23 protein-coding genes are annotated in these 22,026 nt (G+C 57.1%); 6 read left to right on the plus strand and 17 right to left on the minus strand.

The features are described 5' to 3' along the window. Position 1: 1 nt before the first annotated feature. The 8 genes from ugpE to livK all read right to left on the minus strand — a co-directional run bounded on the left by ugpE (position 2) and on the right by livK (position 8,142). Positions 2 to 847, minus strand: a complete 846-nt coding sequence (gene ugpE / locus JO226_RS23180) for a sn-glycerol-3-phosphate ABC transporter permease UgpE (RefSeq protein ID WP_296407950.1) — start codon at positions 845 to 847, stop codon at positions 2 to 4. Beyond that, positions 844 to 1,731, minus strand: a complete 888-nt coding sequence (ugpA, locus tag JO226_RS23185) for a sn-glycerol-3-phosphate ABC transporter permease UgpA (protein ID WP_296407952.1) — start codon at positions 1,729 to 1,731, stop codon at positions 844 to 846. Before ugpA ends, ugpE begins: the two co-directional genes overlap by 4 nt. A gap of 60 nt (positions 1,732 to 1,791) precedes the next feature. After that, a complete protein-coding gene (gene ugpB, locus JO226_RS23190) occupies positions 1,792 to 3,108 on the minus strand; it encodes a sn-glycerol-3-phosphate ABC transporter substrate-binding protein UgpB (protein ID WP_296407954.1) in 1,317 nt (438 codons plus the stop codon). 207 nt (positions 3,109 to 3,315) lie between these two features. After that, the gene (livF, locus tag JO226_RS23195) at positions 3,316 to 4,029 is read right to left on the minus strand and encodes a high-affinity branched-chain amino acid ABC transporter ATP-binding protein LivF (RefSeq protein ID WP_296407955.1); all 714 of its coding nucleotides are present in this window, start codon (positions 4,027 to 4,029) and stop codon (positions 3,316 to 3,318) included. 1 nt (position 4,030) lies between these two features. Beyond that, on the minus strand, positions 4,031 to 4,798 hold the full coding sequence (gene livG / locus JO226_RS23200) for a high-affinity branched-chain amino acid ABC transporter ATP-binding protein LivG (protein WP_296407957.1): 768 nt from the start codon (positions 4,796 to 4,798) through the stop codon (positions 4,031 to 4,033). After that, positions 4,795 to 6,072 (minus strand): high-affinity branched-chain amino acid ABC transporter permease LivM, encoded by a 1,278-nt coding sequence (locus tag JO226_RS23205; RefSeq protein ID WP_296407960.1) that lies wholly within the window; start codon positions 6,070 to 6,072, stop codon positions 4,795 to 4,797. Before JO226_RS23205 ends, livG begins: the two co-directional genes overlap by 4 nt. Further along, positions 6,069 to 6,995, minus strand: a complete 927-nt coding sequence (livH, locus tag JO226_RS23210) for a high-affinity branched-chain amino acid ABC transporter permease LivH (RefSeq protein ID WP_296407962.1) — start codon at positions 6,993 to 6,995, stop codon at positions 6,069 to 6,071. Before livH ends, JO226_RS23205 begins: the two co-directional genes overlap by 4 nt. Positions 6,996 to 7,032: 37 nt before the next feature. Continuing rightward, the gene (gene livK, locus JO226_RS23215) at positions 7,033 to 8,142 is read right to left on the minus strand and encodes a high-affinity branched-chain amino acid ABC transporter substrate-binding protein LivK (protein WP_296407964.1); all 1,110 of its coding nucleotides are present in this window, start codon (positions 8,140 to 8,142) and stop codon (positions 7,033 to 7,035) included. A 422-nt stretch (positions 8,143 to 8,564) separates the two neighbouring features. Between livK and panM the strand changes: the two genes are divergently transcribed. After that, a complete protein-coding gene (gene panM, locus JO226_RS23220) occupies positions 8,565 to 8,948 on the plus strand; it encodes an aspartate 1-decarboxylase autocleavage activator PanM (RefSeq protein WP_296407966.1) in 384 nt (127 codons plus the stop codon). Here the strand turns inward: panM and JO226_RS23225 are convergent. The 4 genes from JO226_RS23225 to JO226_RS23240 all read right to left on the minus strand — a co-directional run bounded on the left by JO226_RS23225 (position 8,945) and on the right by JO226_RS23240 (position 12,481). Next, positions 8,945 to 9,463, minus strand: coding sequence for an N-acetyltransferase (locus JO226_RS23225; RefSeq protein ID WP_296407969.1), 519 nt, complete (start codon positions 9,461 to 9,463; stop codon positions 8,945 to 8,947). The two genes, panM and JO226_RS23225, sit on opposite strands and share 4 nt — an antisense overlap. A 3-nt stretch (positions 9,464 to 9,466) precedes the next feature. After that, a complete protein-coding gene (locus JO226_RS23230; protein WP_296407971.1) occupies positions 9,467 to 9,736 on the minus strand; it encodes a DUF1778 domain-containing protein in 270 nt (89 codons plus the stop codon). 170 nt (positions 9,737 to 9,906) lie between these two features. Continuing rightward, a complete protein-coding gene (gene livJ / locus JO226_RS23235) occupies positions 9,907 to 11,010 on the minus strand; it encodes a branched chain amino acid ABC transporter substrate-binding protein LivJ (protein WP_296407973.1) in 1,104 nt (367 codons plus the stop codon). Positions 11,011 to 11,215: 205 nt separating this feature from the next. After that, entirely contained in the window at positions 11,216 to 12,481 is a 1,266-nt protein-coding gene (locus JO226_RS23240) for a 4-aminobutyrate--2-oxoglutarate transaminase (RefSeq protein ID WP_296407976.1), read from the minus strand. A 117-nt stretch (positions 12,482 to 12,598) separates the two neighbouring features. Between JO226_RS23240 and JO226_RS23245 the strand changes: the two genes are divergently transcribed. Beyond that, complete coding sequence (locus JO226_RS23245; RefSeq protein WP_296407978.1) at positions 12,599 to 14,077, plus strand: PLP-dependent aminotransferase family protein; 1,479 nt, start codon at positions 12,599 to 12,601, stop codon at positions 14,075 to 14,077. A 28-nt stretch (positions 14,078 to 14,105) separates the two neighbouring features. Here the strand turns inward: JO226_RS23245 and rpoH are convergent, their stop codons facing one another. From rpoH to ftsY, 4 genes are all read right to left on the minus strand, one after another. Then, positions 14,106 to 14,963, minus strand: coding sequence for an RNA polymerase sigma factor RpoH (gene rpoH, locus JO226_RS23250; protein ID WP_296407980.1), 858 nt, complete (start codon positions 14,961 to 14,963; stop codon positions 14,106 to 14,108). A 277-nt stretch (positions 14,964 to 15,240) separates the two neighbouring features. Further along, positions 15,241 to 16,299, minus strand: a complete 1,059-nt coding sequence (gene ftsX / locus JO226_RS23255) for a permease-like cell division protein FtsX (RefSeq protein WP_296407981.1) — start codon at positions 16,297 to 16,299, stop codon at positions 15,241 to 15,243. Then, entirely contained in the window at positions 16,292 to 16,960 is a 669-nt protein-coding gene (ftsE, locus tag JO226_RS23260; protein WP_296407982.1) for a cell division ATP-binding protein FtsE, read from the minus strand. The genes ftsX and ftsE overlap by 8 nt, the downstream gene beginning before the upstream one ends. Before the next feature lie 2 nt (positions 16,961 to 16,962). Continuing rightward, complete coding sequence (ftsY, locus tag JO226_RS23265) at positions 16,963 to 18,342, minus strand: signal recognition particle-docking protein FtsY (RefSeq protein WP_296407983.1); 1,380 nt, start codon at positions 18,340 to 18,342, stop codon at positions 16,963 to 16,965. Between the two features lie 151 nt (positions 18,343 to 18,493). Between ftsY and rsmD the strand changes: the two genes are divergently transcribed. Further along, positions 18,494 to 19,096 carry a 16S rRNA (guanine(966)-N(2))-methyltransferase gene (rsmD, locus tag JO226_RS23270; RefSeq protein WP_296407985.1) on the plus strand — a complete coding sequence of 201 codons (603 nt, stop codon included), beginning with the start codon at positions 18,494 to 18,496 and terminating at the stop codon, positions 19,094 to 19,096. Then, positions 19,086 to 19,358, plus strand: a complete 273-nt coding sequence (locus JO226_RS23275) for a DUF1145 family protein (protein WP_296407988.1) — start codon at positions 19,086 to 19,088, stop codon at positions 19,356 to 19,358. The genes rsmD and JO226_RS23275 overlap by 11 nt, the downstream gene beginning before the upstream one ends. Positions 19,359 to 19,374: 16 nt before the next feature. Here JO226_RS23275 and JO226_RS23280 read toward each other — a convergent pair whose 3' ends face one another. Further along, a complete protein-coding gene (locus tag JO226_RS23280) occupies positions 19,375 to 19,725 on the minus strand; it encodes a DUF2500 domain-containing protein (protein WP_296407996.1) in 351 nt (116 codons plus the stop codon). Between the two features lie 138 nt (positions 19,726 to 19,863). Here JO226_RS23280 and JO226_RS23285 point away from each other — a divergent pair, with 138 nt between their 5' ends. After that, on the plus strand, positions 19,864 to 20,490 hold the full coding sequence (locus JO226_RS23285; RefSeq protein WP_296407991.1) for a lysoplasmalogenase: 627 nt from the start codon (positions 19,864 to 19,866) through the stop codon (positions 20,488 to 20,490). 73 nt (positions 20,491 to 20,563) lie between these two features. Further along, positions 20,564 to 22,026, plus strand: a 1,463-nt coding sequence (gene cadA, locus JO226_RS23290; RefSeq protein ID WP_296407993.1) for a cadmium family heavy metal-translocating P-type ATPase, incomplete at its 3' end; no start/stop codon positions are given.

Genomic DNA, 22,026 nt, shown 5'->3' on the forward strand with positions numbered 1-22,026 from the left:
CTTATTTCTCACTATCGACCAGGCCACGCACAAACGCGCGCTGCATGGCTAAAACAATCACGACCGGCGGGATGAGCGTGAGCAACATCGCCGCCATCACCTGGTTCCATCGGGTGGTGCCTTCACCAGTGGCGATCATGCCTTTGATGCCCGCCACCGCCGTGCCTAAATCAACATTGGTCACGATAAGCAACGGCCACAGATACTGGTTCCAGCCGTAGATAAAGGTGATAACAAACAGCGCTGCGAGGTTGGTTTTCGACAGCGGCAGCACGATATCGCGGAAAAAGCGTATGGGTGACGCGCCGTCGATACGCGCCGCTTCCATCAGTTCATTCGGCAGGGTCATAAAGAACTGCCGGAACAGGAAGGTTGCCGTAGCGGAAGCCATCAGCGGTAGCGTCAGCCCGGTATAGCTGTCGAGCAGCTTCAGGTTGGCGATCACCTCCACCGTCGGGAAAATACGCACCTCGACCGGCAGCATCAGGGTGATAAAAATCATCCAGAAGAACAGGTTGCGTAGCGGAAAACGGAACCAGACGATGGCGAATGCCGACAGCATCGACACAGCGATTTTGCCCACCGTGATGGTGAACGCCATGATGAAGCTATTAAGCAACATCAGGGCGAACGGCGCGCTGTTCACCCCCACGCCCTGCAGCCAGATGGTTTTCATGTTTTCCAGCAGATGTCCGCCCGGTATGAGCGTCATCGGCGTTTCAAAGACGGCGCTGTTATCCAGGGTCGCCGCGACAAAGGCGACGTACAGCGGGAACAGGATCACCGCAATCCCCAGCATCAACATAGTGTGGCTAAACCAGGTCAGCCCGCGACGATTCTCAATCATTGATAGCGCACCTTACTTTCCACGTAGCGGAACTGCACCACCGTCAACAGAATCACCAGCGCCATCAGCACCACCGACTGCGCCGCAGACGAGGAGAGATCCAGCCCGGCGAACCCTTCGCGGTAGATTTTGTAGATAAGCGTGGTCGTGGACTGCACCGGGCCGCCCGCCGTCGCGGCGTCAATCACCGGGAAGGTATCGAAGAAGGCGTACACCAGGTTCACCACCAGCAGGAAGAAGCTCACTGGCGCAATCAGCGGCAGAGAAATCGTAAAGAAGCGGCGCACCGGCCCGGCGCCGTCAATCGCGGCGGCCTCCATCAGCGAACGCGGGATCGACTGCAGCGCGGCAAAGAAAAACAGGAAGTTATAGCTAATCTGCTTCCACACCGAGGCAAACACCACCAGGAACATCGCCTGGCCGCTGTTCTGCGCGTGGTTCCAGTAGTAGCCCATTCCTTCCAGCCAGTGCGTGATAAGACCGCGTCCCGGGTTAAACAGGAAGATCCACAGCACGGCGGCCACCGCAGGGGCAACGGCATACGGCAACAGCATCAGCGTCTGGTAAATGCGTCTGCCGCGCACGACATAATCCACCAGCGCGGCGAAAAATAGCGACACCAGAAGTCCGCTGAACGTCACGAGGCTGCTGAACGTGATGGTTGTCCAGAAGGCGTCCAGATAGTAGCTGTCATGAAACAGCGAGGCGAAATTATCCAGACCGACAAAATGGCTGGAAAGCCCAAAGGGATCAACGCTTTGTACCGAATACCACAGCGCTTCGCCTGCAGGCCAGATAAAGAAAATAACGGTGATGACCAGTTGCGGCGCGACCAGAAGATAAGGCAGCCAGCGGGATCGGAACACCGGACGGGATGAGGACATGAAGATGTTATTCCTGAGCAGTGCCGGATGGCGGCGCAAACCGCCATCCGGCATTTCCTGTTATGATTTGGTCGACTGCTCAAAGCGGCGCAGCAGCTGATTACCACGCTCTACAGCCGCATCCAGCGCCTGCTGCGGGGTTTTCTTGCCGGTCCACACGCTTTCCAGCTCTTCGTCCACAATGGTGCGGATCTGCGGCATGTTGCCCAGACGCAGGCCTTTGGTGAACGGCAACGGCGGCTTGTTCAGCATCTGACGCGTCGCGATATCGGCGCCCGGATTCTTATCGTAGAAACCCTGCTTACGGGTCAGGTCGTAGGCGGCGGTGGTGATCGGCAGATAACCGGTCTTCTGGTGCCATTCGGCCGCGATTTCCGGTTTGGTCAGGAAGTCGAGGAACTCGGCCACGCCTTTGTAGGTGTCTTTATCTTTACCCTGCATCACCCACAGGCTGGCCCCGCCGATGATGGCGTTCTGCGGCGCGCCCTTCACATCGGCATCGTAAGGCATCATGCCTACGCCATAGTTGAATTTCGCGTACTGACGAATATCCGCCAGCGACCCGGAAGAGGCGGTGGTGATGGCGCAGTCGCCGTTGTAGAACTTCTCGGTGGATTCATCTTTACGCCCGAAGTAGCTGAAATCGCCCTTCTTGTTCATCTCTTCGAGCATCGCGATATGCTTCACCTGCTCCGGCTTGTTGAACTCCAGCACCGCGTCGGTCCCGTCAAAGCCATTGTTTTTGGTTGCAAACGGCAGGCCATGCCAGGCGCTGAAGTTTTCCAGTTGGATCCAGCCCTGCCAGCCGCTGGCGTAGCCGCACTTCATACCCGCCGCTTTCAACTTCGCGGTATAAGCGGCCAGATCCTGCCAGGTTTTCGGCGGCTGCTCAGGGTCGAGGCCCGCTTTTTTGAAAGCGTCTTTGTTGTAGTACAGCACCGGCGTGGAGCTGTTGAACGGCTGAGACAGCAGATGGCCGGTCTTTGAGTCGGTGTAGTACCCGGCAACCGTCGGCACGAACTGGGACTCATCAAACTTAATGCCCGCGTCGTCAAAGACTTCGTATACCGGTTTGACTGCCTTCGAGGCCATCATGGTTGCTGTACCGACTTCATACACCTGCAACAAAGCAGGCGCGTTGCCGGTGCGGAATGCGGCGATCCCGGCGGCCAGGCTCTGCTCGTAATTGCCTTTGTAAACCGGGACAATTTTGTAATCCGGATGGGTTTCATTGAAACGTTGCGCCAGGGAGTCAACTTCTTTACCCAGCTCGCCTTCCATGGAATGCCAGAACGGTATTGTCGTCGCAGCCATTGCCTGACTGGCGAAAGCCAGACCCAGCGTCACTGCCAAAGCGGTGTGTCGTAACGATGTCATTCGGTTATCTCTCTTGTTGTGCCGGATGCGCGAAATCACGCGTTTTATGCTCGCGAGGTAACATGACATGCTCGAATGACAGAAAAATAACCTTTTAATTACAGGATGATGACAAACAGACGGCAGAGGGATGATGGAATGGTGAAGGTAATGTGGCGGAAATAAAAACGCCCGGCGAGCATAGCGCCACCGGGCAATACAGACGACTCAGCCGCCCAAATAAGCGCTCCGTACCGCTTCGTTCGCCAGAAGCCGCGCGCCGGTATCTTCGAGCACCACGTGACCGTTTTCCAGCACGTAGCCGCGATCGGCAAGCTTCAGCGCCTGGTTGGCGTTCTGCTCCACCAGGAAGATGGTCATCCCTTCTTTGCGCAGTTGCTCAATGGTGTCGAAAATCTGCTGAATGATGATCGGCGCCAGCCCGAGCGACGGCTCATCCAGCAGCAGCAGCCTCGGCTGGCTCATCAGCGCGCGGCCGATGGCCAGCATCTGCTGTTCGCCGCCGGACATCGTACCTGCGCGCTGAATACGCCGCTCCCACAGACGCGGGAACAGCTCGTAGACCCACTTGATGCGCTGCTGGTACTGGGCGCGGTCGGTAAAAAAGCCGCCCATCGCCAGGTTCTCTTCCACCGTCATACGGGAAAATACGCGGCGCCCTTCCGGGACGATAGCCACCGCTTCACGCATGATGCGGGCGGTTTGCCAGTCGGTAATATCTTTGTCATCAAAGACAATACGCCCACTGCTGGCGCGCGGATCGCCGCACAGTGTGCCGAGCAGCGTTGTTTTCCCGGCGCCGTTGGCGCCGATAAGCGTGACGATTTCGCCCTGCTTGATGTGTAAACTGACCTTGTGCAGCGCCTGAATCTTGCCGTAGTGGGCGCTGACGTTGTCAAAAGACAACATAATTTTTTCCATCTTATGCCTCACCCAGGTAAGCGCGAATGACGTCCGGGTTATTACGGATCTGCTCCGGCGTGCCGTTTGCCAGCGGCGTCCCCTGGTTCACCACGTAAATACGGTCGGAGATGCCCATCACCAGTTTCATATCATGCTCGATAAGCAGGATGGTGGTGTTGTGATGAGTACGCAACTCGACGATCAGCTCGTCCAGCTCTTTAGTTTCTTTCGGGTTAAGCCCTGCCGCCGGTTCATCGAGCATCAGGATCTCCGGCTGCGTCACCATGCAGCGGGCGATCTCCAGGCGGCGCTGATCGCCATAGGCCAGATTACCGGCCTGGCGGTTGGCGTGCCCCAGCAAGCCGATACGCTCAAGCCAGGCCGCCGCGCGGTCAAGCGCATCGTTCTGCGCTTTACGAAACGATGGCGTCTTCAACAGGCCGGAAAGCACCCCGGTTTTAAGCTGCTGATGTTGCGCCACCAGCAGGTTTTCAATCACCGTCATTTCGCGGAACAGGCGCACGTGCTGGAAGGTACGCACCACGCCCATCTGGGCGATTTTTTGCCCCGGCAACCCTTCCAGATGCTGGTCGCGCAGCATAATGGTGCCGCCCGTCGGCTTATAAAAACCGGTCAGACAGTTAAAGACCGTCGTCTTCCCGGCGCCGTTTGGCCCGATAAGGGACACAATCTCCTGAGGATGCAGCTCCAGCGACACGTTATTGACCGCCAGCAGGCCGCCAAAGCGCATCATCAGACCGCTAACGGATAATAATGGCTGACTCATGCCTGTTCTCCTTTGGTCTGCCCGTTTTTAAGCTTCAGTTGCACACGGGTCATCGGCAGCAAGCCTTGTGGACGCCAGATCATCATCAGCACCATCAAACCACCCAGCATTAACATGCTGTACTCGTTCAAATCACGCATCAGCTCACGCGAGACCACCAGCAAAATCGCCGCGAGGATCACCGCGAACTGCGAGCCCATACCGCCCAGCACCACAATCGCCAGCACGAACGCCGATTCAGCGAAAGTGAACGATTCCGGGCTGACGAAGCCCTGGCGCGCCGCAAACAACGTACCGGCGAACCCGGCAAACGCCGCGCTGATGGTAAAGGCAGTCAGCTTGATACGCGTCGGGCTCAGGCCCAGCGAACGGCAGGCAATCTCATCTTCACGCAGCGCTTCCCACGCGCGCCCCAGCGGCATGCGCAGCAGGCGGTTAATCACAAACAGCGTCGCCACTACCAGCAGCAACGCCACCAGGTAGAGGAACACCACGCGGTCGTTCGGATCGTACTTGATGTTAAAGAAGTTGCTGAACGTATCCCAACCGCCTTCGCGGGCGGTACGGCTGAACTCAAGGCCGAACAGCGTCGGTTTCGGAATCTGGCTGATGCCGTTCGGACCGCCGGTCACTTCGGTATTGTTAAGCAGCAGGATGCGAACTATCTCGCCAAAGCCGAGGGTAACAATCGCCAGATAGTCACCGCGCAGACGCAGAACCGGGAAGCCGAGCAGGAAACCGGCCGCCGCAGAAACCAGCCCAGCCAGCGGCAGGCAGGTCCAGAAGCCGAGACCGTAATAGTGGTTCAGCAGTGCGAACGTGTATGCGCCAATGGCGTAAAAACCGCCGTAGCCCAGCACCAGCAGACCGGAAAGCCCGACCACCACGTTCAGACCAAGACCCAGAATAATGTAGATCATGGTCATGGTGGCGATATCCACCGAACCACGCGACACCATAAACGGCCACGCCACGGCAATCACCAGCAGGGCAATCAGGAACAGCTTCTGCTTAACGGTCGAACCGTCGATCGCCGGCAGAATAAACTTCGGCCCGGACACGCTTTTCAGGCCCTTCTGAAACAGCGGACGCAGCAACTGGAAGAAAAAGACCACGGCGGTGCCGATAAAGATCCACTGCCAGCGGATATCCGCCGCCTTCGCCACCACCAGTTTGGTGCCATCCAGCTCAAGCTGAACGCCCATAAAGACGCCCGCCAGTACGAAGAACATGCCAGCAGAGAGCAGCGCCATTGCAAAATGCATCGGTTTCATACTTTCTCTACCTCCGGACGACCCAGGATGCCGGTCGGCATCACCAGCAGCACCACAATCAGCAGGGCGAAGGCCACTACGTCTTTGTATTCGGTACTCAGGTAAGCGGAGGAGAGCGCTTCAGCGATACCCAGCACCAGGCCGCCGATCATCGCGCCTGGGATACTGCCGATACCGCCGAGAACCGCCGCGGTAAAGGCTTTCATCCCGGCCATAAAGCCGATGTAAGGGTTAATCACCCCGTAGAACTGACCGAGCAGCACACCCGCCACCGCCGCCATGGCCGCGCCGATAACAAACGTCAGTGCGATGACGCGGTCGGTGTTGATACCGAGCAGGCTCGCCATTTTCAGATCTTCCGCGCAGGCGCGGCAGGCGCGCCCCATGCGGGAGTAGCGAATGAACAGCGTCAGCGCCAGCATGGCGATAAAGGTGACAACCCAAATCACCAGTTGCATCGTGGTAATACTTGCGGAGAAGTTATCGCTGCTGCCCACCACCCACTGGCCGTTAAACAGGCTTGGCAATGCGATGTCGCGCGACCCTTCCGTCAGGCTGACGTAGTTTTGTAGGAAGATAGACATCCCGATGGCGGAGATAAGCGCAATCAGGCGCTTGGAGCTGCGCACGGGTCGATATGCCACGCGCTCAATGCTCCAGCCATAGGCGCTGGCGATAACGATGGCGCCAATAAAGCCCGCCGCCACCAGAAGCCAACTGGTATCAATGCCCATCATCATCAACGCGGCGACTATCATGAACGAAACATAGCTGCCTATCATATAGACCTCGCCATGGGCGAAGTTAATCATGCCGATAATGCCGTAGACCATGGTGTAGCCAATGGCGATCAGCGCATAGGTGCTTCCCAGCGTTACGCCGTTAAACATCTGCTGCAGAAAATAGAGGAACTGCTCTGACATAAGGTAACCTTTCTAAACCCGGACGGTGGGATAATGGTTATTTGGCGACCGAGGAAGACCCATCGGCGTGCCACTGGAAGACACCAAACTCAAATCCCTTCAGATCGCCTTTCTCATCCCAGTTCAGCGGCCCAATCACGGTTTTCGCGCCGTGTGCTTTCAGATCTTTAATTAACGCCAGCGGTTCCTGACTGCCGGTACGCTCCATCGCAGTCGCCAGCGACTGTACCGCCGCATAGGTGATCCACACGTACGGACCGCTCGGATCTTTCTTCTGCGCGTTCAGCTGTGCAACGATAGCGCTGTTGGCCGGATCCTGGTCATAGCGTTTCGGCATAGTGACCAGCATCCCTTCCGCCGCGTTGCCCGCGATGTTCGACAGCGACGCGTTGCCCACGCCTTCCGGCCCCATAAACTGGGTTTTCAGACCCACGGCGCGCGCCTGACGCAGCATCTGGCCCATTTCCGGGTAGTAGCCGCCGTAGTAAACGAAATCGATATTTTCTTTCTGCAGGCGGGCGAGCAGCGCAGAGAAATCTTTTTCCCCGGCCGTGATGCCGTCAAAGAATACGACGTTCGTGCCGCCCTTCTTCAGGCCATCCTGCACGGAACGCGCCAGGCCTTCGCCGTACTGCTGCTTGTCATGAATAATAGCAATCCGCTGCGGCTTCACATTTTCAAGGATGTATTTCGCGGCGGTCGGCCCCTGGGAGGAATCGAGGCCTGCGGTGCGCATGATGTACTGATAGCCGCGCTGCGTCAGCTCAGGGTTCGTCGCCCCTGGGGTAATCATCAGAATACCTTCGTCTTCATAGATGTCGGACGCTGGCTGAGTCGAAGAGGAGCACAGGTGGCCGATCACGTATTTGATGTTGTCGTTAACCACTTTGTTGGCTACCGCAACCGCCTGCTTCGGGTCGCAGGCGTCGTCATACTCCACGGCCACCAGCGTGTCGCCCTTGATGCCGCCGTTGGCGTTAATGTTTTTAATCGCCTGACGCGCGCCATTGAATTCCATGTCGCCCCACTGCGCGACCGGGCCGGACATCGCCCCGATCACGGCGACCTTAATCTCTTTCGCCATAGCCGTGTGCGACATCGCCAGTGCGATCATCCCCGCGACCAGTCTCTTCGCGTTGCGTTTCATGTCAAATCCCCACTCGTGATGTGTCTTGTCGTAAAAATATTGTTTTTATTTGGTTAAAAACCATTCTGTACTTTTATTGAACAACGCTATTTTTACCAGTCTCTTTAATGATTTAGCGAGGTTTTTAGCGAAAAACCAGACTAAAATCTCTATTTTTCAGTCGATTAAGAAAAGATAATATTCTGTATTCAAGCGGAGATAAACAAAAAAAGTCCAGTTTTTAGCACAAAATAAGGGCATAAAGAGCCGAATAAATCACTACCCATTAGGTTAAAATTCTGCTTAATTTTCGATCCATAACGCATTGCACTGTCGTGAAGAAAGGGAGAAAACGAATCCCCTGAGATCACGAACAAAAAGAGAAACGTGTAAGACGTGAAATTGAGTACACTTTGGATAACTTTTTTTCGGGATAGCTTCACATGAAACTGACGATCATCAGGCTGGAAACGTTTAGCGATCAGGACCGCATCGATCTGGCTAAAATCTGGCCGGAATACAGCGCCTCTTCACTGAAGGTGGACGAGACGCACCGGATTTACGCGGCGCGCTTTAATGAACGCCTGCTCGGCGCCGTACGCGTTACCCTGCGCGGCAACCAGGGCGCGCTCGACTCCCTGCGGGTGCGCGACATCACCCGCCGCCGCGGCGTGGGGCAATACCTGCTCGAAGAAGTGCTCGCGGATAACGCGGATATTATCGACTGGTGGATGGCGGATGTCGGCGTAGAAGATAGCGCGACAATGGCCGCCTTTATGCAGGCGCTGGGGTTTACGACACAGGTGGATGGCTGGGTGAAGCGTTAGCCAAAGAGTTGCTCAATAGATTTTGTCGGGTAAAACAGAGCATGCTTGTTTTCACCTGACAGCGGAATAAAGCCCAGGGACAGGTAAAACGCCAGGGCTTTTTCGTTTAATGCTTCAACGAAAAGGCCATGGATCCCAACGGCCATCGAAGCCGACCAGACCACTTTCATCGCATGCGTGACCAGTACCGAACCCCATCCTTCTCCCTGTAATGAGAGATCCACCGCCAGGCGACCCAACGTCACACCAGGAATATTCTTATAAGGTATTCGCTTCTGTTGTGTTTTTGACGGCAGCGATGCGCGTTCAAAGCAACTGCCTGACAGTGTGTAGTAGCCTAATACCCGGCATTCCGGCGTACTTGTCCTGAGAACATATGCCCGCAAAAGCTTACTGCTATGCTGGCGCCGAAGATGTTCAGTCAGAAAAAGATTGAGGGATGCTTCGCCACAATCGAACGGCTGCAGAGAGTATTCCGTATTCTCTGCCAGAATTTCTATTGTCAGGTTTTCCACGCTTCACTCCATCTCCTGAAGACGTTTCGCCGCGCGTTTTAACTTCTCAGTGGGAGCAGGAGGATTGCTAATCGCCTCCATCACCCGCGCCCATGACGCTTCATTCAAAATAACCCGACGATGCCGTTCAATGACTTCCGCCGCACGCTCCGAGGCGCTGTTGAGCATAAATTGCGTAATCGACTGATTCGTGATCGCTGCAGCTTCTTCGATCATGCTCTTGTCATCATCCGTTAAGCGTAAATCGATACGCTGTTTTTTTAGTACGGGCATGATGATCCCTCCTGCATTAAATGTACGGAAAAATACCGTACATAAAGTTTATACCCGACAAGACGAACTTTCAACGCGCGAAATAAAAATGCCCGGTAGCATACGCTTACCGGGCCTGTAAAAATGACGACCACCAGGCCGGACAGGCTCAAACGCCCTCCGGCACTCTATTATTTAGCGTCTGTCGCCGTACCGTTGGCATGCCATGTGAACACGCCAAACTCAAAGCCCTTCAGGTCGCCTTTCTGGTCCCAGGAGAGCGGGCCCATCACGGTGTCAACGCTGTTGGCTTTCAGCCAGTCGGCAATCTTCGCCGGATCATCGCTCTGGTTCAGACCTGCTGACAGCGACTGCAACGCCGCATAGGTGGTCCAGACGAACGCGCCGCTTGGATCCTGTTTCTTCGCTTTAATCGCATCCACGACCGGTTTGTTCGCCGGAACCTGGTCATAGTTCTTCGGCTTCGTCACCAGCATCCCTTCGGCAGAATCACCGGCGATGTTAGACAGCGACACGTTCGCCACCCCTTCCGGCCCCATAAACTGGGTCTTCAGGCCAGCCGCGCGGGACTGACGCAGGATCTGCCCCATTTCCGGGTGGTAGCCGCCGTAGTAAACGAAATCGATATTTTCTTTCTTCAGACGCGCCACCAGGGTAGAGAAGTCTTTCTCACCTGCGGTGATACCGTCAAAGAACACCACGTTCGCGTTGCCCTTTTTCAGCGCGTCCTGTACCGCGCGCGCCAGGCCTTCACCGTACTGCTGCTTATCGTGAACAATGGCGATACGCTTCGGTTTCACCGTATTCAGGATGTATTTCGCCGCGGTCGGACCCTGGTCGGAGTCCAGACCGGTGGTGCGCAGAATCAACTTATAGCCGCGCGCGGTCAGTTCCGGCGCCGTCGCCGCCGGGGTGATCATCAGAATGCCTTCGTCTTCATAGATGTCGGACGCCGGCTGCGTGGAAGAAGAGCACAGGTGGCCGATAACGTATTTGATGCCGTCGTTAACCACTTTGTTAGCGACCGCAACCGCCTGTTTCGGGTCGCAGGCATCGTCATATTTTACGATCTGCAGCTTATTCCCTTTGATACCGCCCTTGGCGTTAATATCGGCAACCGCCTGCTCAGCACCTGTAAATTCCTGGTCGCCGTACTGCGCAACCGGACCAGACATCGCACCGACGACGGCAACTTTAATATCTTCAGCCCATGCCGCATGACTCATCGCCAACGCGATACATCCTGCCAGTAACGCTTTACCCTTCATTTTCATCCTGAGATTCCCCATTGTTATGGTTATTGCATTTGTTGTGATGTTGTTTTTTAGCGCTTTATTTCAGTTTACGGTCTGCCGTTCGCGCTTTTTCAGCATACTCTGCTAAAACATACCCCATTTTTCAGAATTTGGAACGAGAAATTTGACGAATATGTAACAGACAAATGACGAAAAAAAAGCCGCTCCTGAGAGCGGCCTGCCATTAGCGGCTGAGGGAGTGTCGAATAATGTCCAGCGCCTTGCGGAACTGGGTTTCAGGGATAGTGAGAGGGTAAAGGAAGCGGATAACGTTGCCATAGACGCCGCAGCTCAGCAGCAGCAGCCCTTGTTGCAACGCTTTATCCTGGAACTGTTTGGTAAATTCCGGCGATGGTTCGCCGCTCTTCGGATCGTTGAACTCCACAGCCACCATCGAGCCCTGCGCGCGAACGTCGGCGATATACGGGCAATCGGCCTTCGCGTTGTTCAGTACTTCCACCAGGTGGTGACCCAGCTCAGCGGAACGGGCGCACAGCCTCTCTTCGTCGATGACGTCCAGCACCGCATGCGCCGCAGCGACCGCCAGCGGGTTACCGGCGTAGGTTCCGCCCAGACCGCCCGGCGCCGGGGCGTCCATCACCTCCGCGCGACCGGCGACCGCCGACAGCGGCATACCGCCAGCCAGGCTCTTCGCCATGGTCATCAGGTCTGGTTTCACGTCATAGTGTTCCATCGCGAACAGCTTACCGGTACGGGCAAAACCGGTCTGTACTTCGTCAGCGATCAGCAGAATGCCGTGGGTATCGCAAATCTTGCGCAGCCCTTGCATAAAGTCGGCTGGCGCCACGTTAAAACCGCCTTCCCCTTGTACCGGCTCAAGGATAATGGCCGCCACCTGATCCGGGGCGATATCGGCTTTGAAAATGCGCTCAAGACTCTTCAGCGCATCCGCAGTGCTGACGCCGTGCAGCGGGTTCGGGTACTGCCCGTGAAACACAGAGCCCGGGAACGGGCCGAAACCAATCTTGTACGGCGCCACTTTGCCGGTCAGCGCCATGGTCATAAAGGTACGGCCGTGGAAGCCGCCGCCGAAGGTAATCAGGCCCGGGCGTTTGGTGTAAGAGCGGGCAATCTTCACGGCGTTTTCCACCGCTTCTGCGCCGGTGGTAAAGAACGCCGTCTTCGCCGGGCCGTTTACCGGTACGCGGGCGTTAATACGCTCGGCCAGCGTCACATAGCTTTCGTAGGGGACAATCTGATAGGCCGTATGGGTAAAGGCGCGCAGCTGTTTTTCAACCGCCGCGACCACCTTCGGGTGACGGTGACCGGTATTGAGTACGGCGATCCCGGCAGCGAAATCGATAACCTCGTTGCCGTCCGTATCCCACAGGGTGGCGTTTTCCGCTTTTTCGGCATAGAAACCACACATGACGCCAATTCCACGCGGCGTCGCCTGCAGGCGGCGCTGATTCAGTTCGTTATTTTTCATCGACCTTACCCCATTCATTGATTCGTTTAGTGTTAACAACTTTGAAACAATGTCATGGTTTTACCTCCTGAGCGGTCCTATAATCGAGTACCAGTTTTGAATAATTGAGGGATCCAATTGCGTTCTTTAGTGTGCGATCTCCTGCAGTTGCGCCTGGACGAACAGCAGAGCGGCAAACTGCATAAGCGGCTCTATAACGCCATCCGGCTGTCGATTCTCGATGGCAGCCTGCCGCCGCAAAGCCGGCTTCCCCCCTCGCGAGATCTCGCAAACCAGCTGGCATTGTCCCGCAACACGGTGCTGACGGTGTATGAGCAACTGCTGGCGGAAGGGTATATCGTCTCACGCTCCGGCAGCGGTACTTTTGTCTCGCGCACCGTCCCGGATAGCCTGTTGTTTTCCTCTGACGCCCATCCGCAAAGCCGACACGCGCCGCAGCAGGCGGTGCTTTCAGCGCGCGGTGAAGCGCTGCTGACGCACAGCCGCGCCAGCTCCCGTCAGTGGGGCGCTTTTCTGCCCGGTGTGCCGGACGTCAGCGAATTTCCTCACGCGCTGCTGCGTAAAATTTACACGCGTCTGAGCCGCCGTCCGCCCGCCATGCAACTCTCCTACAGCCCGTCCGGTGGCAGCCCAACGCTTCAGCAGGCGCTGATGGAGTACCTGCGGGTGGCGCGCTCCGTACGCTGCACGCCGGAACAGATCCTGATAACCGAAGGGATCCATCAGGCTATCGATCTGGTCTCGCGGATGCTGTGCAACCCCGGCGATCGCGCGTGGATTGAAGAACCCGCCTACTGGGGGATCCGCAACGTGCTACAGATGAACGGCGTGGACCTGCAGGCCATCAATGTCGATCTCAGCGGCATGAACCCGCCGGAACCGGGCAATGCGCCGCCGCGGCTTATCTTTGTTACGCCATCGCACCAGTATCCGCTGGGTTGCGTCATGAGTCTTGAGCGTCGCCAGCGGCTGCTCACGCTGGCGCGGCAAACTGGCAGTTGGATTGTGGAAGATGATTACGACAGCGAATTCCGCTTCTCGGGCCAGCCCATCCCCGCCCTACAGGGGCTGGTAGAAGACGCCCCGGTTATCTACATCGGCACCTTCAGCAAAACCCTGTGGCCCGGGCTGCGGCTGGGATATGTGGTACTGCCGCTACCGCTGGCGCAAGCGCTGAAAACCGCCCATGCCGAGCTGTATCGCGGCGGGCGCCTGCTCGATCAGGAGGCGCTGGCGCAGTTTATTACCGAAGGGCACTACACCGCCCATATCCGCCGGATGCGCCTGCTCTACGCCCGCCGACGCCAGCGCCTGACCGCGCTGATTAGCCAGTATCTGGGCAAAGCGGCGCTTAGCGAGTTCAACGACAACGCCGGGCTGCACCTGGTGTTAAAGCTGGCTGACGAGTACGACGATGTCGCGCTGGCGAAGGCCGCCAATGACAAAGGGGTGCTGGTACGTCCGCTGTCGCGCTATTACCTGGGCGATCTGCCGCAACGCGGGCTGCTGATGGGCTTTGCCGCCATGAAGGAAGAGGAGATGGAGGGAGCGTTTAAGGTGTTAGTGGAGTGTATAAATAGCAAAAGCCGGGCATAACCCGGCTTCGTTGTGGCGCGATATCAGCTTAGGCTTCAATCGCAGCGCGCAGTTTTTTCATCGCGTTCTTTTCAAGCTGACGCACACGCTCTGCGGAAACGCCGTAGCGGTCGGCCAACTCCTGCAGCGTGGACTTGTTGTCTTCGTCCAGCCAGCGGGCGCGAATGATGTCCTGGCTGCGTTCGTCCAGGCCCTGCATCGCATCGGTCAGCTTGTTAGCGGCCTGCTCTTCCCAGTTATCATCTTCAATGCCGTCGGCAAAGTTAGACGATTTATCCTGCAGATAGAGCACGGGCGCCATCGGCTGGCCGTCCTGCGCATCGTCGTCCGGCCCCAGATCGAAGGTCATATCCTGGGCTGCCATTCGCGATTCCATCTCACGCACATCTTTGCTGGAAACGCCCAGCTCGCGAGCGACCATCTCCACTTCGTCCTGATTAAACCAGCCCAGACGCTGCTTGGCTTTACGCAGGTTGAAGAACAGCTTACGCTGCGCTTTGGTGGTCGCAACCTTCACGATACGCCAGTTGCGCAGAACGTATTCGTGAATTTCGGCTTTGATCCAGTGAACGGCGAAGGAAACCAGGCGCACACCCACTTCCGGGTTAAAACGGCGCACGGCTTTCATCAGACCGATGTTGCCTTCCTGGATCAAGTCCGCCTGCGGAAGGCCATAGCCCGAGTAGTTACGAGCAATATGAACAACAAAGCGCAGGTGAGACAGAATCAGCTTCTTAGCTGCTTCCAGATCGCCCTGGTAATGCAGCTTTTCAGCAAGTGCCCGCTCTTCATCAGCCGATAACATCGGCCAGGCGTTCGCCGCCCGGATATACGACTCCAGGTTGCCAACAGGGGCTAAAGCTAAATTTTGCATTTCTTTGGTCATTCAAATCCTCTCAATTTACGTCCTGGCTTGAGTGTCCCCTTCAGGCAACAATCGGGCCAGAATCTCACGAGCAACGAGATTATCATTCAACCTTTTATCAGACAGTGATTTTATCCACAAGTTCAATGCAACGCTGTGTATAAATTACGCACAAAATGTGACATCACTATGATGATTTTTGAGGGCAGGAAAAGCGGATGGGTTGCAAACTCTCTCCCTGCGGACAGGAACTCATTGCAGCAGGGAGAGAGTATATCAGACTTTTATCGGTCGGGTATTAGTCAGGCGTAAAGTGGCGTAAATGTTGAATCGTCGCCAGCCACGCCGCCACCCAGCCAATCATCGAGCAAACGATAAGCATCAGCAGACACTCGTCCAGCCCTAAGCCCGTCAGCTCAAACTGGGTGCCGAAGACCCTGGCCACCTCGGTCACCGCCGAGGAGAGGCGCATCACCAGAATCTGGGAGAGAATCAGCGATAAAAACGCCCCTGAGAAACCAAGCAGCGCGCCGCCGTAGAGAAACGGGCGCAGGATGAAACCGTCAGTCGCGCCGATGAGCTTCTGTACGTTGATGGTGTCACGACGGGCAAAGATGCTCAGACGCACGCTGTTGCCGATGACGAGAAACACCGCCGCCACCATCAGTACGCCGATCATCGCCGACACGCGCCCCACCAGGCCCGTTATCGAAGCCAGACGGGCAAACCAGCTGTCGTCCATGCGTACTTCATCAATGCCCTGAATACGGGATACGCGGTCACGCAGGCTGTTTAGCGCCTCGGTGCCCTGGAAATCCAGCTTCGGAATGACGATAGCCACCGCCGGGAGCGGGTTCTCTTCAAGCATATCCAGCGCGCCGCCAAAACCGGACCAGTTGCGGAACTCGCCCAGCGCCTCGTCGCGGGAGAGGTAGTTTACCTTCTCCACGCCCTGCTCCGCCTGCAGCTGTCCCACCACCTTCGCGGCGGCGTCATCGTCCAGCGTCTTTTGCAGGTAAACGGTAATCTGCGGCGACGGATAGTACTGCGACGCTGCGGTGTTGACGTTTTTGTACACCATGTAGCAGACGCTCGGCAGCGTCAGTGAAATGGCGATCACCATCACCGTCAGGAAGGTCGCGAGCGGTTTGCTTTTCAAATCCTGCAGCGCGCCGTGCCAGGCATAGCGAACCTGTTCGTTGAAGACGTTGGATTTGCGCGAATTCGCTTTAGGCGCCGCTTTCGGACGCTTCGGCGCGTTGCGCCCGTCTCCACCGCCCACACCCGCAGATTTGCGCAGACGATCGAGTCGGCCGCCAAACTGCCTGATTTGATTGAGTGCCTCGCGTTTATTCACTGGTGTGGCCTCCGTGCAAATGGCCATCGCTAAGGGTCATCATACGGTATGAACGGCTGGAGATAAGTCCCAGGTCGTGGGTCGCCATCAGCACTGTCACCCCTACGCGGTTAAACTCTTCGAACAGACGTAAAATCCCTTCCGACAGCGCCTCATCAAGGTTACCGGTGGGTTCGTCCGCCAGCAGCACCGCCGGTTTGTTGACCACCGCGCGGGCGATCCCCACACGCTGCTGTTCACCGCCGGAGAGCTGAATCGGGAAGTTTTTCGCTTTGTCGAGCAGCCCCACCTTATCCAGCGCCGCCGAGACGCGGCGGCGAATATCGTCGCCGCTGGCGCCCGCGATGATCAGCGGAATAGCCACGTTGTCATAGACGGTTCTGTCCATCAGCAGATGGTGATCCTGAAAGATCATGCCGATCTGGCGACGTAAAAACGGCACCTCACGGTTTTTCAGGCGGCTGATATCGTGGCCGCCGAACAGGATTTTCCCTGCGCTCGGGCGTTCAATACCGCAGATAAGCTTCAGCAGGGTACTTTTCCCCGCGCCGGAGTGGCCGGTCAGAAAGGCCATCTCGCCCGGCCGCAGGTGAAAAGTCACCCCCTGCAGCGCTTGTCTCCCGCCGAGATAGGCTTTGCTGACGTGTTCAAAGCGAATCATTGTTAGTCCTCTCGGGCAAAAAGTGCCTCTATAAAATCGTCCGCCTTGAACGGACGCAAGTCTTCGATACGTTCGCCGACGCCGATATAGCGAATCGGGATGCCGAACTGGTCAGCGACAGAGAAGATAACCCCGCCTTTTGCGGTACCGTCCAGTTTGGTCAGCGTGATGCCGGTCAGGCCCACCGCCTCATGGAATAACTTCGCCTGGCTTATCGCATTTTGTCCAGTACTGGCGTCGATGGTCAGCATGACCTCGTGCGGCGCCTCCTCGTCGAGCTTTTTCATCACGCGGACGATTTTCTTCAGCTCTTCCATCAGGTGCGATTTGTTCTGCAAACGCCCTGCCGTATCGGCGATCAGCACATCGACGTTACGCGCTTTCGCGGCCTGGATGGCGTCGAAAATCACCGAGGCGGAATCCGCGCCGGTATGCTGCGCAATCACCGGGATGTTGTTGCGCTGGCCCCAGACCTGGAGCTGCTCCACAGCGGCGGCGCGGAACGTGTCCCCTGCCGCCAGCATCACCGATTTACCCTGTTGTTCAAACTGGCGCGCCAGCTTGCCGATGGTGGTGGTTTTACCGACGCCGTTGACGCCGACCATCAAAATAACGAACGGGGTTTTGCCTTCAATATTAAGCGGTTCATCCACTTTTGCGAGGATTTCGCCCATTTCGTCTTTCAGCAGACCGTACAGCGCTTCCGCATCACGCAGCTGCTTACGGCTCGCGCTTTCAGTCAGATTGGCGATGATCTTACGGGTGGTCTCTACACCAACGTCGGCAATCAGCAGCTGTTCTTCGAGCTCTTCAAAAAGATCATCGTCGATTTTCTTGCCGCGGAACAGGCTGATAAATCCGGAACCGAGATTTTCTTTAGTCTTCAGCAGACTGCGCTTCAGACGAGCAAAGAACCCCTCTTTCGTCGGTTTTTCCTGCTCCTGCTGCACCTCTTCCTGAGGCTCTTCCGTCGCCAGCGCCTGAGCTTCCAGCTCTTCATCGGAAATCAGGCTCTCTTCGTCGATAACCTCTTCGTCAACGCGCTCTGCCTCAGGTTCTGCTTCAGGTTCCGCCGGTTTCTCAGCAATCTCCGGTTCGACCGCCGCTTCAGCAACCGCGACCTGTTCAACGTCAGGCTCTTCGTGCGGCTGCGGTTTTTCGCTTTCAGCCACGGCTTCGGTGACGTCAACCACCTCATCAGCGAACGTTCTGGCCTCTTCTTCGCTGCGCGCGACGTGCTCCGCCTCAGGCTCGGCGACATGCTCTACGGCAGGCTCGTCGGGTGTTTGCTGCGCTTCGGATTGCTGCTGTTCCTGGGCTTCTTGCTCTTTCTGTCCAAAGCCGAGCCAGGAGAAAAAGCCACGTTTTTTGTCTTTTGCCATCTGCGACCACACTCTTCGCTGTTGATTCCCGGCACCGCGTTACCGCTATGTACATGGAAGCTAAAAAAATGATGAAATAGTCTATCACTTTACTTAACGTACATCACCGCCTGGAATAGTAAGCCAGCACTGAGCTGAGCAATGAAACGATATGAAGAAACCTAACCACACTGGCAGCGGTAGCGGCCAGATCCGCATCATCGGCGGGCAATGGCGCGGCCGGAAGTTACCGGTACCGGACAGCCCGGGCCTGCGCCCAACCACCGACCGGGTACGTGAAACTCTGTTTAACTGGCTGGCGCCCTATATGGTCGACGCCCGTTGCCTTGACTGTTTTGCTGGTAGCGGCGCGCTGGGCCTTGAAGCCTTATCGCGTTACGCCGCCAGCGCAACGCTGCTGGAGATGGAGCGCAACGTCGCACAGCAGTTGCAAAAAAACCTCGCGACGCTGAAAGCGGCAAACGCCCGGGTGGTCAATGCGAATACGCTGACTTTCCTGGCCGCGCCCGGCACGCCGTACGATGTGGTCTTTATCGACCCGCCGTTTCGCAAAGGACTGTTGGACGAAACGCTGCGCCTGCTGGAAAGCAATGGCTGGCTGGCGAACGACGCGCTGATTTACGTCGAAAGCGAAGTGGAAAACGGCCTGCCGCCAGTGCCGGCAAGCTGGGAATTACACCGCGAGAAGGTGGCCGGACAGGTCGCCTATCGCCTCTATCATCGTCAACAGCCAGGAGAAAACGATGCTGCTTAATCTGGGACGTTTACTCATGCTGTGCGTCTGGGCGTTTTTGCTGCTTAACCTGTTCCAGCCGTTCCCGCGACCGCTGAACATTTTCGTCAACGTCGCGTTGTTTTTCATGATCCTGATGCACGGCCTGCAGATGCTGCTGCTGAAGGCGACGCTGCCCAAGGATGCGCCGCCGATGCGTCGGAGCGAGCAAATCCGTATTTTCCTGTTTGGCGTGTTTGAACTGATCGCCTGGCAGAAAAAACTCACGCCGAAGAAAAAGTAGCCTCCGCGCCCGACGCTTACGGGTCGGGCGTAAACGCGACGAAGCGCGTGCCTTTGTAGCTTAGCGTACCTTTGTCGCCGACCGTCAGTTGGTTATACGGTTTTTCGTCGAGGCGGAACGTCACCTCCAGTCCGCCGTTTTCCGGTCGGAAGCTCACGTCATAGTGCATATCGCTACCCGCCGGGGCGACGATTTGCTGGCGCGAGCGCCGGTCGTTCAACAGCTTTTCCCGCTTATTGGTCACCACCACCCGCTTTTGCAACAGCGGCGCGGCGTCGTTGTCCATTTTCTCCCGCCGCTGCTGCACAAAGCGAAAAGAGGCGGCAATAACGATAATTGCCACAACAACAATGAAAAAAAGCGGCATCTTGCTCATAGTTAAATCCCATCAGATTATGCGGAAATCAGGATACTCTGCCTGGACCGGCATTGTCATCCGCCTGTCCGAGCCACTACACTGGTCCAGAATCTGATTATTCAACACGAACAGAGACAGGGACTTACTATGCTTTGGTCATTTATTGCTGTCTGTTTTTCCGCCTGGCTGTACGTTGACGCCAGCTACCGTGGTCCTGCGTGGCAACGCTGGGTGTTTAAACCGATTACGCTGATTTTGCTGCTGGTGCTGGTCTGGCAGGCGCCTATCTTTAACGCCATTAGCTATCTGGTGGTGGCCGGTTTGTGCGCTTCACTGGCTGGCGACGCGCTCACCCTGCTACCGCGCCAGCGTCTGCTGTACGCCGTCGGCGCTTACTTTCTCTCCCATCTGCTTTACACCATCTGGTTCGCCAGCCAAATGACGCTGTCGTTCTTCTGGCCGCTGCCGCTGGTGCTGCTGGTCATTGGCGCGCTGCTGATTGCCGTTATCTGGAGCCGCCTTGAGGAGCTACGGATGCCGGTATGCACCTTTATCGCTATGACGCTGGTGATGGTCTGGTTAGCGGGCGAGCTGTGGTTCCTCCGGCCAACGGATACCGCGCTGTCGGGCTTCCTTGGCGCATCGTTGCTGCTCATCAGCAACATCGTCTGGTTAGGCAGCCACTATCGTTGCCGTTTCCGCGCCGATAACGCCATCGCCGCCGCCTGCTACTTTGCCGGACACTTTTTTATCGTTCGGGCGCTTTATCTGTAAAATTGCTCTTGACTCTGGAGTCGACTCCAAAGTGTATGATCCTCGTTAATGAGAATTATTACCAGGAGGATACATGTCGACTCCCGATTCAAACCGTAAACCTGCTCCGCAGTTTTCATCGCTGCGTTTTTCTCCCACCACGGCGCAAAGCGATGACGCCTGCGGCTGCGACGGCGCCTGCGAGACTCGCGAGGCCACCGCGCCGGACAGCGTGCAAGGCAGCCAATTTAGCTGGATAGTCAGCGGTATGGACTGCGCATCCTGCGCCCGCAAGGTAGAAAACGCCGTCCGCCAGATCGGCGGCATCAATCAGGTGCAGGTGGTTTTCGCCACCGAAAAGCTGCTGGTCGATGCCGACGTCGATGTCCGCCAGCAGGTGGAAAACGCCGTCGCTGCCGCAGGTTATCAGTTGCGCAATACCGATGCGCCGCAGGAAGCTGCGCCATCGCGCCTGCGTGAAAACCTGCCGCTGATTTCCCTCATCATCATGATGGCCCTGAGCTGGGGGCTTGAGCAGCTCAACCACCCGGCAGGCCAGCTGGCGTTTGTCGCCACCACCCTGGTCGGCCTGTTCCCAATTGCCCGCCAGGCGCTGCGCCTGATCAAAAGCGGCAGCTGGTTCGCCATTGAAACGCTGATGAGCGTTGCCGCCATCGGCGCGCTGTTTATCGGCGCGACGGCGGAGGCGGCGATGGTGCTGCTGCTGTTCCTGATTGGCGAACGCCTCGAAGGCTGGGCCGCCAGCCGCGCTCGCCAGGGGGTCAGCGCGCTGATGGCGCTGAAGCCGGAAACCGCCGTTCGGGTGCGCGACGGACAGCGTGAAACCGTCGCCCAGCGCGACCTGCGCCCCGGCGATGTGATTGAAGTCGCCGCTGGCGGACGCCTGCCGGCCGATGCCACCCTGCTGTCGCCATTCGCCAGCTTTGACGAAAGCGCCCTGACCGGTGAGTCGGTGCCGGTGGAGCGTAATGCTGGCGAACACGTGGCAGCGGGTGTCACCAGCGTGGACCGTCTGGTACAGCTTGCCGTCGTGTCTGAGTCCGGCGACAGCGCTATCGACCGTATTCTTAAGCTGATTGAGGAAGCCGAAGAGCGTCGCGCGCCTATCGAGCGTTTTATCGACCGCTTCAGCCGCATCTATACCCCGGCGATTATGCTGGTGGCGCTGCTGGTCGCCGTGGTGCCGCCGCTGATGATGTCCGCTGCCTGGCTGCCGTGGATCTACAAAGGGCTGACGCTGCTCTTGATCGGCTGCCCGTGCGCGCTGGTCATTTCAACACCGGCGGCCATTACCTCCGGGCTTGCCGCTGCTGCGCGTCGCGGCGCGCTGATTAAAGGCGGCGCGGCGCTGGAGCAACTGGGCCGCGTACGTCAGGTGGCGTTCGATAAAACCGGCACGCTGACCGTCGGAAAACCGCAGGTGACCGCAATCATCGGCACAGACGTGATGAATAACAATGACCTGCTGGCACTCGCCGCAGCGGTGGAGCAGGGGTCGTCGCACCCGCTGGCGCAGGCCATCGTGCAGGAGGCGCA

Origin of the sequence: Pluralibacter sp., from assembly GCF_019237635.1 — a bacterium.
Lineage (GTDB): Bacteria > Pseudomonadota > Gammaproteobacteria > Enterobacterales > Enterobacteriaceae > Enterobacter_B.

Bases quoted from the DNA above. Each gene is read 5' to 3' on its own strand.
- ugpE (WP_296407950.1), bottom strand. From the start codon at position 847: ATGATTGAGAATCGTCGCGGGCTGACCTGGTTTAGCCACACTATGTTG.
- ugpA (WP_296407952.1), bottom strand. From the start codon at position 1,731: ATGTCCTCATCCCGTCCGGTGTTCCGATCCCGCTGGCTGCCTTATCTT.
- ugpB (WP_296407954.1), bottom strand. From the start codon at position 3,108: ATGACATCGTTACGACACACCGCTTTGGCAGTGACGCTGGGTCTGGCT.
- livF (WP_296407955.1), bottom strand. From the start codon at position 4,029: ATGGAAAAAATTATGTTGTCTTTTGACAACGTCAGCGCCCACTACGGC.
- livG (WP_296407957.1), bottom strand. From the start codon at position 4,798: ATGAGTCAGCCATTATTATCCGTTAGCGGTCTGATGATGCGCTTTGGC.
- JO226_RS23205 (WP_296407960.1), bottom strand. From the start codon at position 6,072: ATGAAACCGATGCATTTTGCAATGGCGCTGCTCTCTGCTGGCATGTTC.
- livH (WP_296407962.1), bottom strand. From the start codon at position 6,995: ATGTCAGAGCAGTTCCTCTATTTTCTGCAGCAGATGTTTAACGGCGTA.
- livK (WP_296407964.1), bottom strand. From the start codon at position 8,142: ATGAAACGCAACGCGAAGAGACTGGTCGCGGGGATGATCGCACTGGCG.
- panM (WP_296407966.1), top strand. From the start codon at position 8,565: ATGAAACTGACGATCATCAGGCTGGAAACGTTTAGCGATCAGGACCGC.
- JO226_RS23230 (WP_296407971.1), bottom strand. From the start codon at position 9,736: ATGCCCGTACTAAAAAAACAGCGTATCGATTTACGCTTAACGGATGAT.
- livJ (WP_296407973.1), bottom strand. From the start codon at position 11,010: ATGAAAATGAAGGGTAAAGCGTTACTGGCAGGATGTATCGCGTTGGCG.
- JO226_RS23240 (WP_296407976.1), bottom strand. From the start codon at position 12,481: ATGAAAAATAACGAACTGAATCAGCGCCGCCTGCAGGCGACGCCGCGT.
- rpoH (WP_296407980.1), bottom strand. From the start codon at position 14,963: ATGACCAAAGAAATGCAAAATTTAGCTTTAGCCCCTGTTGGCAACCTG.
- ftsE (WP_296407982.1), bottom strand. From the start codon at position 16,960: ATGATTCGCTTTGAACACGTCAGCAAAGCCTATCTCGGCGGGAGACAA.
- ftsY (WP_296407983.1), bottom strand. From the start codon at position 18,342: ATGGCAAAAGACAAAAAACGTGGCTTTTTCTCCTGGCTCGGCTTTGGA.
- rsmD (WP_296407985.1), top strand. From the start codon at position 18,494: ATGAAGAAACCTAACCACACTGGCAGCGGTAGCGGCCAGATCCGCATC.
- JO226_RS23275 (WP_296407988.1), top strand. From the start codon at position 19,086: ATGCTGCTTAATCTGGGACGTTTACTCATGCTGTGCGTCTGGGCGTTT.
- JO226_RS23280 (WP_296407996.1), bottom strand. From the start codon at position 19,725: ATGCCGCTTTTTTTCATTGTTGTTGTGGCAATTATCGTTATTGCCGCC.
- JO226_RS23285 (WP_296407991.1), top strand. From the start codon at position 19,864: ATGCTTTGGTCATTTATTGCTGTCTGTTTTTCCGCCTGGCTGTACGTT.